At 39.8% G+C, this 13894-nt stretch carries 16 protein-coding genes; 13 read left to right on the plus strand and 3 right to left on the minus strand.

What is annotated here, in order from left to right:
• Positions 1-20: 20 nt before the first annotated feature.
• Positions 21-848, minus strand: coding sequence for a sulfite exporter TauE/SafE family protein (locus AC27H3_RS13685; protein ID WP_487107011.1), 828 nt, complete (start codon positions 846-848; stop codon positions 21-23).
• A gap of 275 nt (positions 849-1123) precedes the next feature.
• On the opposite strand from AC27H3_RS13685, the gene AC27H3_RS13690 reads away from it, so the two are divergent.
• Complete coding sequence (locus tag AC27H3_RS13690) at positions 1124-2008, plus strand: LysR family transcriptional regulator (protein ID WP_487107013.1); 885 nt, start codon at positions 1124-1126, stop codon at positions 2006-2008.
• Between the two features lie 124 nt (positions 2009-2132).
• On the opposite strand, the gene AC27H3_RS13695 is transcribed toward AC27H3_RS13690, so the two are convergent.
• A complete protein-coding gene (locus AC27H3_RS13695) occupies positions 2133-3041 on the minus strand; it encodes a LysR family transcriptional regulator (protein ID WP_487107015.1) in 909 nt (302 codons plus the stop codon).
• Positions 3042-3191: 150 nt separating this feature from the next.
• Here AC27H3_RS13695 and AC27H3_RS13700 point away from each other — a divergent pair, with 150 nt between their 5' ends.
• The 12 genes from AC27H3_RS13700 to AC27H3_RS13755 all read left to right on the plus strand — a co-directional run bounded on the left by AC27H3_RS13700 (position 3192) and on the right by AC27H3_RS13755 (position 13057).
• Complete coding sequence (locus tag AC27H3_RS13700) at positions 3192-3815, plus strand: glutathione S-transferase family protein (protein WP_487107017.1); 624 nt, start codon at positions 3192-3194, stop codon at positions 3813-3815.
• A gap of 64 nt (positions 3816-3879) precedes the next feature.
• A complete protein-coding gene (locus AC27H3_RS13705) occupies positions 3880-4074 on the plus strand; it encodes a hypothetical protein (RefSeq protein WP_487107019.1) in 195 nt (64 codons plus the stop codon).
• 30 nt (positions 4075-4104) lie between these two features.
• The gene (locus tag AC27H3_RS13710) at positions 4105-5910 is read left to right on the plus strand and encodes a 2Fe-2S iron-sulfur cluster-binding protein (protein ID WP_487107021.1); all 1806 of its coding nucleotides are present in this window, start codon (positions 4105-4107) and stop codon (positions 5908-5910) included.
• A gap of 47 nt (positions 5911-5957) precedes the next feature.
• On the plus strand, positions 5958-6425 hold the full coding sequence (locus tag AC27H3_RS13715) for a nuclear transport factor 2 family protein (RefSeq protein ID WP_487107023.1): 468 nt from the start codon (positions 5958-5960) through the stop codon (positions 6423-6425).
• Between the two features lie 334 nt (positions 6426-6759).
• Positions 6760-7011 carry an AraC family ligand binding domain-containing protein gene (locus AC27H3_RS13720; RefSeq protein ID WP_487107025.1) on the plus strand — a complete coding sequence of 84 codons (252 nt, stop codon included), beginning with the start codon at positions 6760-6762 and terminating at the stop codon, positions 7009-7011.
• A gap of 333 nt (positions 7012-7344) precedes the next feature.
• Positions 7345-8547 (plus strand): zinc metallochaperone GTPase ZigA, encoded by a 1203-nt coding sequence (gene zigA / locus AC27H3_RS13725; RefSeq protein ID WP_487107065.1) that lies wholly within the window; start codon positions 7345-7347, stop codon positions 8545-8547.
• Positions 8544-9224, plus strand: coding sequence for a DUF1826 domain-containing protein (locus AC27H3_RS13730; protein ID WP_487107027.1), 681 nt, complete (start codon positions 8544-8546; stop codon positions 9222-9224). The genes zigA and AC27H3_RS13730 overlap by 4 nt, the downstream gene beginning before the upstream one ends.
• A gap of 14 nt (positions 9225-9238) precedes the next feature.
• On the plus strand, positions 9239-9850 hold the full coding sequence (locus tag AC27H3_RS13735) for a ZrgA family zinc uptake protein (RefSeq protein WP_487107028.1): 612 nt from the start codon (positions 9239-9241) through the stop codon (positions 9848-9850).
• Positions 9851-10059: 209 nt separating this feature from the next.
• Complete coding sequence (locus AC27H3_RS13740) at positions 10060-11397, plus strand: dihydroorotase (protein WP_487107030.1); 1338 nt, start codon at positions 10060-10062, stop codon at positions 11395-11397.
• A gap of 69 nt (positions 11398-11466) precedes the next feature.
• On the plus strand, positions 11467-11844 hold the full coding sequence (locus AC27H3_RS13745) for an SgcJ/EcaC family oxidoreductase (protein ID WP_487107032.1): 378 nt from the start codon (positions 11467-11469) through the stop codon (positions 11842-11844).
• Between the two features lie 12 nt (positions 11845-11856).
• Positions 11857-12033, plus strand: coding sequence for an SEC-C metal-binding domain-containing protein (locus AC27H3_RS13750; protein WP_487107034.1), 177 nt, complete (start codon positions 11857-11859; stop codon positions 12031-12033).
• 22 nt (positions 12034-12055) lie between these two features.
• A complete protein-coding gene (locus AC27H3_RS13755) occupies positions 12056-13057 on the plus strand; it encodes a CobW family GTP-binding protein (protein ID WP_487107036.1) in 1002 nt (333 codons plus the stop codon).
• Between the two features lie 71 nt (positions 13058-13128).
• Here AC27H3_RS13755 and AC27H3_RS13760 read toward each other — a convergent pair whose 3' ends face one another.
• Complete coding sequence (locus AC27H3_RS13760) at positions 13129-13809, minus strand: DUF3299 domain-containing protein (RefSeq protein ID WP_487107038.1); 681 nt, start codon at positions 13807-13809, stop codon at positions 13129-13131.
• Between the last annotated feature and the right edge of the window lie 85 nt (positions 13810-13894).

Consider the following 13894-nt stretch of genomic DNA (forward strand, 5'->3'; position numbering starts at 1 on the left):
AAAGCTAAGAAGCGAGAGTGTTACAAGAATAGCTGCGCTAGCATGCGTAAGCCGGTAAAGAGTAGTACGAAGGCAAAGATTTTTTTCAGTTTTACGGCGTCTAGCTTTGCCGCTAATGAAGCTCCAACAGGGGCAAATAATACCGTTAGCGGCACAATACAAATAAAGCTCGCTAAGTTGACTAAGCCAAAGGTGCCTGCTGGGGCATCAATAGGTGTATTGCCTAAGGTTAGCATTGTTAATGCGCCCGGCAAGGAAATAATTAACCCTATTGCCGCAGCAGTGCCAACGGCCTTGTGAGCAGGGTAATTATAGAGCGTAAGCAATGGTACTGAGATGGTGCCGCCGCCAATCCCTACCATAGAACTGAAAAAGCCAATCGATGCACCCATTATTGTTTGTCCTGCTGTACCCGGTAGCTTTTGATATAGCGCCGACTTACCTGTTCTAAATAACATATTTAATGCTGATAAAACCGCTATCACACCAAACAATAGGGTTAATATCGTACCTTCAATCCGAGTTACCAACCAACTTCCCGCTAGCACACCGACAAGAATAAATACCGCCCAACGTTTAAGCAGGCTAAAATCAACATTTCCTTTATGGTGATGGGAACGAATAGAGCTAATAGACGTTGGCACTATGGTGGCCAGTGAGGTTGCTGTTGCAATAACCATGGCAGACTCTGGTGATACGCCAAAACTTTGGAACAAGAAAAATAGCACAGGTACAATCACGATACCGCCGCCTACCCCCAACAAACCGGCTAAAATCCCAGCGAATATACCAGTAGCAACCAAGGCTAAAATAGTTGGCATATTATTCGTTATAAATTCAATTATCATATTTAACTACTACTTATATTTAATGTCTAAAAGAGATGGGCCTTGCTATTATTTCAATACAGCCATTGTGGTTAGGTTTTTAAGTAAAACAACAGCGCCAGTATCCCTTATCCATTAAGTTCTGGCAAAAAATTACCAAGTATATAGTTGTCATTATTTATTCCTGTTTTGATTGTAAAAAAACTTTTATGATTGATAAAATGATATTCTCTCATCAAACGATGAATGTAGTTCATCATTAAAGCTAAAAAACATTTAAAAATAGGAGTTTACAAGTGTTAGAGAGGATCCATTTAGAAATACTAACCGCGATAAAAGATCATGGTACCTTAACTAAAGCAGCTGACTCCTTACACTTATCTCAATCGGCATTAAGTCATAGTATCAAAAAACTTGAAGGCCAAATTGCTACACCAATATGGACAAAAGACGGCAGAAACCTACGCCTAACCGCTGCAGGAGCCCGCATCCAAACCTTGGCAAATAGAGTGTTACCTCAATTTTTACATACTGAATTATTATTGAACCAAATTGCCAAAGGTGAAATGGGTTCGTTACGCATTGGCATGGAGTGTCATCCTTGTTATCAATGGCTATTGAGAGTAATTCAACCCTATTTAGAGCAATGGCCCGATATTGATATGGACGTGAAGCAAGAATTCCAATTCGGTGCTTTAGGTGCTTTGCTTAGTTACGAAATCGATGTACTTATTACACCTGATCCACTGTTTAAACCCAAAATTGACTACATACCGGTTTTTGATTATGAGCATAGATTAGTAGTTTCTGCTTCTCACGAACTGGCAAAGCAAAGCTTTGTATTACCCGAGCAGTTAAATAACGACGTACTGTTTAGTTATCCTGTAGAGCCGCTAAGGCTAGATATTTTTAGCCAATTTCTAAACCCTGCAAAATGTTCAGTAAAAAAACACAAGTACATAGAAACTACTGAGATCATGCTACAAATGGTGGCTGCAGGACGAGGCGCTTGTGCCTTGCCAGGTTGGCTAGTAGACGAGTATTCAAAATCAATGCCTATCAAGAGTCTGCGGTTCGGGGAGCAAGGAATTCAAAAACAAATATTTGTAGGAATTCGCAAAGATGAGCAGCATATCGACTACTTAAACGATTTTATTACTCAGGCTAAAAAAACAAAATAATAAATCACCTTTATTCTAGAACTACTGATAATAAATGAAACACTGAGACAATTGGCTGATAAGACAATTAAGTTTAACATTTTCTCACTTAACTTTTTGCTGAAATTTTTGCTAAATCAACCGCTCAGTTTTCTTTAGCTGCAAGCGAAGACTGACTAAATATAACTACAAGGTGATCAATCAAAGCACGCATACGTTTCGCCAAATGTCGGCCCGAAGGGTAGACCGCATGCAAAGGTATAATACGTGCCTCGTTATCTTCGAATAATAATCTTAACGAAGCGTCTTTTAAGTAAGGCTCAACTGCATAAGCGGGTCCTGCACCTATACCAAGACCTTCTGCTGCCATGTGAGCTACGGCTCGTGGCGAATTAGCACTGTATGAACCCGTCACCGGATATAACTTCATTTCATCGCCAAACTTAAATTGCCAATGATAAGGCTCAGCGCTAAATTGTTGTAACAAACAATTGTGGCTCGATAACGCACTTGGGTGCTTTGGCTCACCAAATTTTGTTAAATAAGCTGGTGAAGCAAATACCACAATACGCATATCCATTAGCTTTCTTGCGATCATAGTCGAGTCTTGTAAATTACCAAAGCGAATGGCAAGGTCAATGCCCTCTTCAACAATACTGACGTTATGATCTGACAAACGCAGGTCAATACTCACCTTAGGGTGTAACTGTTGAAAAGGCGCTAGTGCTTCCACCAGTTTAGTGCTACCAAAGCCTGTTGGTGCCGTTATTTTTATTACGCCCGCTAACTCAGCTTGCTCTTGTTGAACAACATCTTCAAGCTCGTCAAATTGCTCAAGTACTGGTTGGCACTTTTCAAAATAAGCCCGTCCGGTTTCGGTTAACGTTACGCTACGTGTTGTTCGATGAAAAAGCTGAGCGTCGAGTCGCGTTTCTAGCTGAGCAATATACTTACTTGCCAACTTAGTGCTAATACCTATTAACTTAGCACCACCAGTAAATGACGCTTGCTTTGCTACCGCTACAAAAGTGCGCATACCATCAACAGTATCCATTATATTACTTTCTCACCCTTACCTACTATGTACACAATGTACATAGTTTTTCCATAAAGCACCATATTGTCTACAAACTTACCAAGCAGTACTATCTAGTTCATTAAATATACAGATACTTAAAAACCACAATATTTCGAGGATTTAATCATGTCGAATACTATAAAAATTCATAGCTTTCCATTATCAGGACACGCACACCGAGTGGTATTATTTGCAGCTATAGCAGGTATTAAGCACCAGGTAAATATAGTTAACTTACCTGCAGGTGAGCACAAAGAAGCCCCCTTTCTCGCCCTAAACCCACTGGGCCAAGTACCGGTTATTGAAGATGGTGACGTGGTTGTATCTGACTCCAATGCTATTTTGGTTTATCTAGCGAAAAAATATGCGCCCACTTTCTTGCCTAACGATCCAATCATTGAAGCTGACATTCAAAAGTTTCTTACGCTGGCTGCTGGTGAGCTTGCATTTGGACCTGCGGCAGCGAGGTTGATCACTGTATTTAATGCGCCAATTAATGTTGAGTACACCATGGTGATTGCCGCAAAAGCCCTGAGTAAATTAGACATGCACATGCAAGGGCGTGAGTTTCTTGTCGGTAACACACCAACAATTGCAGACATTGCCGTTTATAGCTACACCGCCCATGCGCCAGAGGGCAACGTCTCGTTATTACCTTACCCAAATGTTCAGCGACTTTTAAAGAATATTGAAGCGCTTGATGGCTTTGTCGCAATGCCAACGACTGAAGCTGGCCTGCTTGCTAAATAGCTAAATAGCTAAATAGTTCATCAGACTAATCATGTAAGAATAACTAACAAAATTTGAGGCCAATATGTCTAATGCATCAGAAAATTCACCTTTTCATGCCGGTGAAAAAGCCATGCAACAACGTGTCGGTAAAGCTGAGGCGATGGAAACTATTGGCCGCAAGGTAATCCGCTCTTACTTACCAGAGCAACACCGCGAGTTTTTTGCAAAACTGCCTTTTGTTATTGTTGGTAGTGTCGACGAAGCAGGCAGACCTTAGGCTTCTATTTTACCGGGCTCGTCTGGTTTTATGAAATCAACAACACCTACCCGTGTAGATATTAAAGCAACACCTATTAAGGGCGATCCTTTATCAAGCTCACTCAAACTGGGTCAACCATTAGGTTTTCTAGGCATTGAAATACCAACACGCAGACGAAATCGTTTAAATGCACACATTACCTCTGTCACAGAGGAAGGCTTTAGCGTTAAAGTTGATCAGTCATTCGGCAATTGTCCAAAGTACATTCAAACCCGGGATTTTCGCCAAGTTGACAATGTGGTGGCAAACAAAACCTATTTTAAAGAATTAGACTGTGATGCAAAAAACATAATCTCTCAAGCCGATACTTTTTTTGTCGCTAGCGCAGTTAACGTCAAAAATACGCAAAACGTCGAAAGCATTGACGTATCGCATCGGGGCGGAAAATCAGGCTTTGTAGCCGTAGATGGCAATACCCTGACCATCCCTGATTACGCGGGCAACAATTTCTTTAATACCATGGGTAACTTCTTACTGAATCCGAAAGCGGGTTTGCTCTTCCCCAACTTTGAAACAGGTGACTTAATATTCCTTTCTGGACGCGTGAAAATACTACCAGAGCATGATCCTCGACTTAATTCATGCAAAGGTGCTGAGCGCGGTTGGCAATTTATCGTCGAGCAAGGGCTGAGTATAAAAAATGCATTACCTTTTAGCGCTAGCCTTGTTGAGTATTCTCCTAATTCACTGTTAACTGGTAGTTGGGCGCAAGCTAAGCAACTTGAAGTTGCTCAGCAGCAATCAAATAAGTGGCGTTCATTTAAGGTTGTTAAGGTGATTGATGAGACGGCTGACATACGATCTTTTTATCTAGAAAAACACGATAAGGGTGAACTTGTGCCCTTTAAAGCAGGCCAACACTTAACTATTCGCATAGCGATTGGCTTAGCCAGTGATTTAGCAATACCGAATAGAAAAGAGTGGGTTATTCGTAACTTTACCTTGTCTAGCTCGCCTCACGATGCGTTTTATCGCATTTCGGTTAAGCGTGAATTACATGGTGTGGCGTCTTCACATTTACATCAAAACTTAACCATTGGCGCACTGATTGACGCAAAGTTACCCCAAGGAAATTTTTGGCTAGACACTTCATCCAAACGCCCTGCCGTACTATTAGCCGGAGGAGTAGGCATAACACCTATGATATCAATGGCGTTACAAACGTATATCGAAGGCATTAGAATGCGCCATATAAGACCCCTCAGTATTTTTCATTCGGCGCAAACAAGAGAGCAACTGGCTTTCTATGATGACTTTACAAGACTAGCCTCAGCCACTGATAACAGCATTGCTTACTACCCGCTTGCAGGTAAAAGAATAGCTAAACACGTTTTAGTAGAAAACAGCACAGACCTTAATACACTTCAAACAAGTGATTACTTTCTATGTGGACCTAAAGCATTTATGCAAACAATGTATGATCTTTTGCTTGAACTCGGTGTTGCCGATGAACAAATTTTCGCAGAAACATTTGGGCCAGCCGCTTTACGCCGCTTAACCCATGAAAGTGACATAGCGAAAGAAGCCGACAGCACCACGCTAGAGTTTCGCCACTCAAAAATCACACAACAATGGCATAAAGGCGATGAAACACTATTAGTAGTTGCGGAAAAGCAAGGGCTTTCGCCAGCCTATAGCTGCAGAAGCGGCAACTGTGGTTCTTGTGCGATAAAACTACACGCAGGTAAGGTTACTTATAGAACTCAACCGAGCGTAGAAATCGCAGAAAACGAAGTGCTTATCTGTTGTGCAGTCCCAGCAAAAGGTACTAGCACTATTATTTTAGATTTATAAACACTCACTTACTAATTTATTTACTAACGACCATTGAGGAAATTATTATGTCAACTAGACCACCACTCCCCCCGTTTAATGAAGCAACCGCACGTCAAAAAGTGCGTTTAGCTGAAGACGGATGGAACAGCCGCAATGCCGAAAAAGTAGCAATGGCTTATACACTTGATACTCAATGGCGAAATCGTTCAAGCTTTGTTAACGGTCGCCAAGAAGCAGAAAATTTCCTAAAGGCAAAGTGGCAAAAGGAGTTAGAGTATCGCTTAATCAAAGAGTTATGGGCCTTTACTGACAACCGCATCGCTGTGCGATATGCTTACGAATGGCAAGATAAAAATGGCGACTGGTTTCGCTCCTACGGCAACGAAAACTGGGAGTTTGACAACAACGGCCTAATGCAAAATAGATATGCCAGTATTAACGACTTACCGATCAAAGCATCAGAGCGAAAGTTGCACTGGTCACAAGGTTGCCGCCCTGATGATCACCCTGAATTATCGGAGCTAGGGCTATAAACATGTAACAAAATCACAAACGATTATAAATAATACTGCTCTATAACCATGGTTAGACAAGAATTTCCTTGCTGCTTTTCTTGTCATCGCCATAAAGTAACCTCTAACACAAGCAAGGCTATATGAAATTAACTAGGCAATGCAAATCCATAATGTAAAAAAATACAACATTAACAATGCGATAATAATATATAACATGCTGAAATTAGCCTTACCATGGCAGAAATCGCTTGGTAAACCCTGATATTATTTGATGCAATACACCTTCAACTCGGTTAATTTACAGATACCACTAAAAAAATAGTTTAAAAAAATTATTCATACAAATCTATTTATGAAAATCCCAGACATTAAATTTAGCCCGAAAAATCATAAAAATATTGGTATAGAAATAATTGAATTATCTGATGTATATAACCGTTTAGATAATGAGGAAATTAGTTTTTCGACAAAACCACACCGTATACAGTTTCACAGTTTGTTGTATTTCACCCAAGGGCACGGTACTCATTTTATTGACTTTATAACTTACACTATTCAGCTGGGGAGTGTTGTATTCATAAAAAAATCAAATTCATGCTTTTGATTTAATCAATAAACTACAAGGAAAGTTAATTATTTTTTACTGATGAATTTCTTGATAGTATTTCGTCAGCAATGAAAAGAACGGTATTTTCTCCTAATCATTTATTAGTGTCTTACAGCCCTTCATATCACCTATCAAAGCAGATCTCTTTAATAAAGCGTTAGATAGCTGAAGCTATTTGTGCCCAGGATAAACTGGCTTTTAGCGATGACACTACCTTGTCTGAACGCATGCTTTATTAAGGGCTTCACTATTTGCAATAATAAACTACCAAAAACAAATGATACGTTGTAACATACCTTACCATCATAAATTAGAGATATTAGTAACGTGATTGAACAAAAATTACCTGTAACCGTGCTATCCGGTTTTCTTGGTGCGGGAAAAACCACCGTGCTCAGTCATATTCTCAACAACCGTCAAGGCAAGAAGGTTGCCGTTATTGTTAACGATATGAGCGAAATAAACATTGATGCAGCCTTCGTAAAAAATGAGGTTTCACTTAATCGCAGTGACGAGAAACTGGTAGAAATGAGTAACGGCTGTATTTGTTGTACGTTGCGTGAAGACTTGCTGTTGGAGGTTGAAAAACTCGCGAAAGAAGGCAGGTTTGATAATCTTGTTATTGAATCAACAGGCATTTCAGAGCCACTACCTGTTGCTGAAACTTTTACCTTTGCCGACGAAGATGGCATTTCGTTATCTGACGTTGCTACCTTAGATACTATGGTTACCGTTGTTGATGCAGTGAATTTCTTAAAAGATTTCGACGAAGCGAAGTACTTACAAGATGCTGAAGAATCACTTGGCGAAGAAGACGAACGAAGCGTAGCCGACTTATTAATTGATCAAGTTGAATTTGCAGATGTACTGATCATTAGCAAAACAGATTTAGTGAAAACAGCAGATATTGATCGCCTTGTCGCTATACTCAAGGTGCTTAATACTCGTGCTAAAATCATTCCAATATCATCAGGAAAAATTGATATTAATGAAGTATTAAACACTAAGCTTTTTGATTTTGAACAAGCGGAAAAAGCCCCTGGCTGGCTCAAAGAAATGCGTGGAGAGCACGTTCCGGAAACAGAAGAGTACGGTATTGGTAGTTTTAACTATATTGCACGCAGACCATTCAACCCTGAAAAATTTTATCATTTCCTGCACAACACCGAACAATTCGGCAAACTTATTCGCTCTAAAGGTTACTTTTGGCTTGCGTCCCGACCACAGTTTTGTGGCCAATGGAGCCAAGCTGGCGGTATAGCACATTACGGCTTTGCAGGCATGTTTTGGAAAGCTATTCCGAAGAAAGACTGGCCCACCGATGAAGGTTCACTTGATGCGATTCAAAAGCAATGGGTTGAACCCTTTGGTGATATGCGCCAAGAACTGGTGTTTATAGGCCAGAAACTTGATCAAAAGAAAATGACGTTAGCATTAGATCAATGCTTACTAACTGAAAATGAATTACTACAAGGGCAAAAGTATTGGGTCACATTAAATGACCCATTTCCAGTCTGGGGAGAAGAAACATGAGTAGTGCAGCGATGATCAAAGAAAAGAGTTACTCAGAAACACATGTTGAGCGCTCAGTACAAGGCAATACGCCTAACGTATTTACCAATATTTACCAAGAAAACACCAATATTGCTACATGGCAACGTGATCTTTCCCAAGAGCTAACCCTAGCCGTTGACGACTTTTTAAAGCGTAATAAAACAAAAGCAACAGTATTGGCAGTAACACCAGAAAACACTCAAGATGCTCTAATAGAAGCTTTTGGCGTTACCGAAATAGCGCAAGCGCTAAGGGATGATATAACCCTACTGGTTGATATGTTTTGTTGCTTGTTCGACATAAAAGGCGTAGGGCTAAGAATTTCTATACTTGAACGTGCTATGTGTCCTCGCTTTCATGTAGATAAAATCCCCTGTCGTTTAGTCACGACATATCATGGAGTTGCAACTGACTGGCTTCTTCATGATGTAATCGATAGAGGCAAACTAGGTACTGGCAACCAAGGTAAGTCAGATGAGCAATCAGGACTTTTTAATAGTCTCAGTGATATTAATCGACTAAAAAAAGGTGATGTTGCACTGCTAAAAGGTGAAGGTTGGTATAACAACAACGGCGCGGGGCTTGTACATCGTTCACCGCCGGTAGCTGAAGGTGAACGTAGGCTTTTATTAACGCTTGATTTTCTCTCTGATTAAATACGGCATAGCGCATGAACCTTAGTCAATACAGTTTTATACCAATATACACAATGCTAGTTGCATTGTTAGCCCACCTGCACAGTTTTGCCGAGGATAAGGTAACGTTTAATGCGCATGTGCATGGCGTATCTGAGTTGACCATAGCATTAGAAAAACAACAGCTTGAAATTGAGATGAGATCGCCCGCCATGAACCTACTTGGTTTTGAACATAGTGCGATAACTAGAACAGATAAAGCCGCCATCAATCAAGCCGAATTACTTTTGGCTAATCACCATGATGTATTTTCATTTTCTGGTGGCGACTGCGTATTAGTCAATCAGTTCATTGATGTATCAAGTGTTATTCAAACTCAGCAAGAAAAAAATGATCAACATATTGATTCACATAATCATCGTGATGATCACCATCATGAACAAAAAATAAGTGAAAGCGTTGGGCATCGAGAAGTGATTGCTAAGTATCATTACCGCTGTAAAAAGTCATCGACGTTATCAGCTATTAAAATTAAGCTATTTGATCTTTTTTCAGGCATTGAACAAATAAAAGCTATGTGGCTTACCGAATTACAACAAGGCGCTTCAACCCTAAATATTAATAATAAAAACATAATATTGAAGTAAAAATACATACCGTTAATACCTTAATAAACATGCTGCTTAAGTACTTATTCACGCTCGGATTATATAGATGTGAAGTCACCAAAGCTTACGCGCAACATAATGTCGAACACTGTAAATTGTTTGGGTATTTCCTTAGTAAGCACAACAACAAATTTTACGTATTTATATCTCAATAAGCACAATTTATGATCGCTGGAGACATTACTAAAATGAAGCAATCACTACTAGTTAAAAACGCAAAAATTGTTAATGAAGGTGAAATTTTCGAAGCCGATTTAAGAATAACCAATCAAAGGTTTAAATATATTGGTAAAGATATTCCAGCCAAACCAGAAGATACGGTCATTGATGCTAGCGGCAAGTATCTACTACCTGGCATGATTGACGATCAAGTACATTTTCGTGAACCAGGGTTAACTCACAAAGGCACAATTGCCAGTGAATCACGTGCTGCTGTCGCCGGTGGTATTACAAGCTATATGGAAATGCCCAATGTAAATCCAGCAACCACAACAATTACCGCACTCGAAAATAAATTTGCGATAGCCAAAGAGCACTCATTAGCCAATTATTCGTTTTACTTAGGCGCTACTGAAGATAACCTTGAGCAAATTAAGCTGCTTGATCCTAAAAAACACTGTGGTGTAAAAGTATTTATGGGAGCCTCTACTGGCAACCTGTTAGTGGAAAACCCAGTGGCATTAGAGGCCATTTTTCGAGAAAGCCCAACACTCATTGTTACCCATTGTGAAAGTGGCGCGGTGATCGCTAACAACCTTGAGAAAATCACCTCACAAGGGCGCGCTCTGACAATATCTGATCACCCTAAAATCAGAGATACTGAGGCCTGTTATGCTTCATCATCTTATGCAGTTTCACTCGCGAAAAAATACCAAAGCCAGTTACATGTTTTGCACATAACCACCGCAAAAGAGTTAAGCCTATTCGACTCGGGTGCAATTGAAAACAAGCATATTACCGCTGAGGCCTGTGTTCATCACCTTTGGTTTAGTGAAGAAGACTACTCAGCTTTGGGCAATCAAATAAAATGTAACCCTGCGATTAAATCTTCCACAGACAGAGACGCGTTAATACAAGCGCTACATAATAACCAAATAGATATTATTGCAACAGATCACGCCCCTCACACATGGCAAGAAAAACAAAACGATTATCAACAAGCGCCCGCAGGTCTGCCTTTAGTTGAACACGCGTTATTAAGTTTGTTTGATCATGTTAATCATAACCGCTTGAGCTTAACGCAAGTTGTAGAAAAAACAGCGCATAACCCTGCCATACGATATGCCATAAAAGAACGAGGTTTTATTAGAGAAGGTTACTTTGCTGATTTTGTATTAGTTGATATGAACCAACCAACACAAGTAAGCCACGAAAACTGTCGCTACCTTTGCGGTTGGACGCCTTTTGATCAACAGGTATTTTCATCAAGTATTCGCGGTACATGGGTTAATGGGCAGCAGGTATACGACGGTAAGCAGATAATTGAGCACACGGCTTTATCAAAACGACTAGAATTTAATCGATAAATATTCAAAGCCTTACTCGCTGATAAATAAGAATACGCGAAAACATATAAAAATAAGAATAGTCTAGAAATGAATAAAAATGAAATATTAGCCTTGTTTAAGCAATGGAATGACGCAATAAAAACAAAAGAGCCAAGGCGCGTAATTGAATTGTATGCCCGTAACGCGTTGCTGCTCCCAACAATATCCAATAACGTCTGCCATAGCCATGAAGAAATGGAAAAATACTTTACTGACTTTTTAAGCAGAGAGCCTGTTGGTGAATTAGATGAAACTAACATTTCTATTTTCAATGACATCGCAATGAACTCGGGCCTCTATACGTTTTCTTTTAAAGATGGTTCAAAAGTACAAGCTCGATTTACCTTTGTTTATCAATGGAGTGGTAAATCTTGGAAAATTATCAAACATCATTCTTCACAAATGCCGGAATCAACATTTATTTAAAAAGGTTTAATCATGGATAACAATAATCAAGATAGTATTAACCAACCAATGGTCGATAATGAAAGCTGCTGCAGCCAAGCAAGCTGTTGTGCGCCGCAAAGCCCAATAGTGCATGCACAACCAAAAGTAGGTCGTAATGACCCTTGCCCCTGTGATAGCGGCCGCAAGTTTAAAAAGTGTTGTGGCTAAAATATAACGTTAAAGAGATGAAATGAAATCGATGAAAATCAACGCGGTTCCGACCAATATTATTACCGGTTTTTTAGGTGTAGGTAAAACATCAGCGATCCTGCAATTGTTAACAAAAAAACCTTCAAATGAGCGTTGGGCTATTTTAGTGAATGAATTCGGTGAGATAGGTGTTGATGGCAGCTTATTCTCCGGTCAGCACATAGAAAAACAAGGTGTTTTTATACGCGAAGTTCCTGGAGGTTGTATGTGCTGCGCCGCAGGTGTACCGATGCAAATAGCCCTCAACCAACTGCTGTTACAGGCAAAACCCGACCGTTTGTTAATAGAACCAACCGGGCTTGGGCATCCTAAAGAGATTGTTAAGGCACTGTCTGAGAAACATTATCAAGAGGCACTTTTATTACAAAAAACCATCACCTTAGTTGATGCTCGAAACTTAACCGACACCCGCTACACAAATCACGATATTTTTAATCAGCAAATAGCGATTGCTGACACCATTATTGGCAATAAAGTAGACTTATATCAGGATGAAGATAAAACAAGGTTAATGGATTATTTAAAGGCACATGGCCAAGCCAATGCTGATGTGCATTACTCTGAGCAAGGCGATATTGCACTTTCGCTTTTAGCTGGCGCAACGACATTGGGCTTATCCTCATCGTCACACCACCAAACAACTAAAAAAGTCATGACTGCTGATTTAGTGATACCTGAATGCGGATTTATTAAAGCAATCAATACCGGGGCAGGCTTTACCAGTGTTGGTTGGCGGTTTGCTGAAGAAAAAACATTCAATTACGCTAAACTGCAACGTTTTCTCAGCAATATCAACGCAGAGCGCATAAAAGCCGTATTTATCACCGAACAGGGTATATTTGGCTATAATTTTACCGCTGATGGCGTAACAGAAACAGCGCTTAACCATGCTAAGGAAAGTCGTATAGAAATAATAGCTAAGCAGCTAGGTGACTCTATTGAAACGCAGCTAATGGCCTGCATTAACAAAAGCCCCAACTAATTTTTTTCTCACGGATTCATTAAATTTCACTTAAACTTAAGTTTAAGTGAAAGTTTATTAAATCAATATAATCACGGCTCATCAGTATAAAGTTCAAATGCATGCATTTCCATTGAGTAAGCAGCGGTAGCAGTATCGTTTTCAACTAGCGATGTTTTTATAACACCTGAGATCCAATACGCATCGTAAAGTGATTCAAGCTTAAGCCCTTGTGGGTAATTCACAAAAATTGTTTGATTAGGCGGTGGCGGCGGTAAATGAAGACATGCGCCAAAAAATGGCACCATAAAAAATTGTGTTACGTTTTGCTCATCATCAAACTCAAGTGGCACAATAAACGCTGGGATTTTGATTGGGGCATTATCAACAATAGCCTTAACATTAGTTGATGCTAACGCTTGTTGATAACGATCATCTTCGCCATTGGTTAGTTCATTTTTTATTGGATTACTCAATTGATCTTCAGCAGAGCCATCGACGATATCATCAAGATAACTTGGCGGGTTTAACAGTGCATTTAGATCATCTTCGGGTAATAAATCGAGCCAATCAGCTTTCATAAAAGCAGACTCAGGTATATTTGGCTTTTCTATCCTAGTTTGTACGCTAGGCTTATTCAACGGCGCTGTAACAGCCGTTAGCTTTTTATTTCCTGCGGCTATGCCGGCCTGGTTAGAGGCATTACTATTTTTAGATTGCTCACATGCTAGTAAGAATAGGCTTGTGATAATAACGATACTTAATTTACTCATATAACATCGGCTAAAAATGTGTTTAATAGCTAAATGATACACTGTATCATTTAGCTATTACATTAGTTTTTCTTTATGTTGAGTT

This window comes from Colwellia sp. NW0002-52-1 (genome assembly GCF_057550865.1).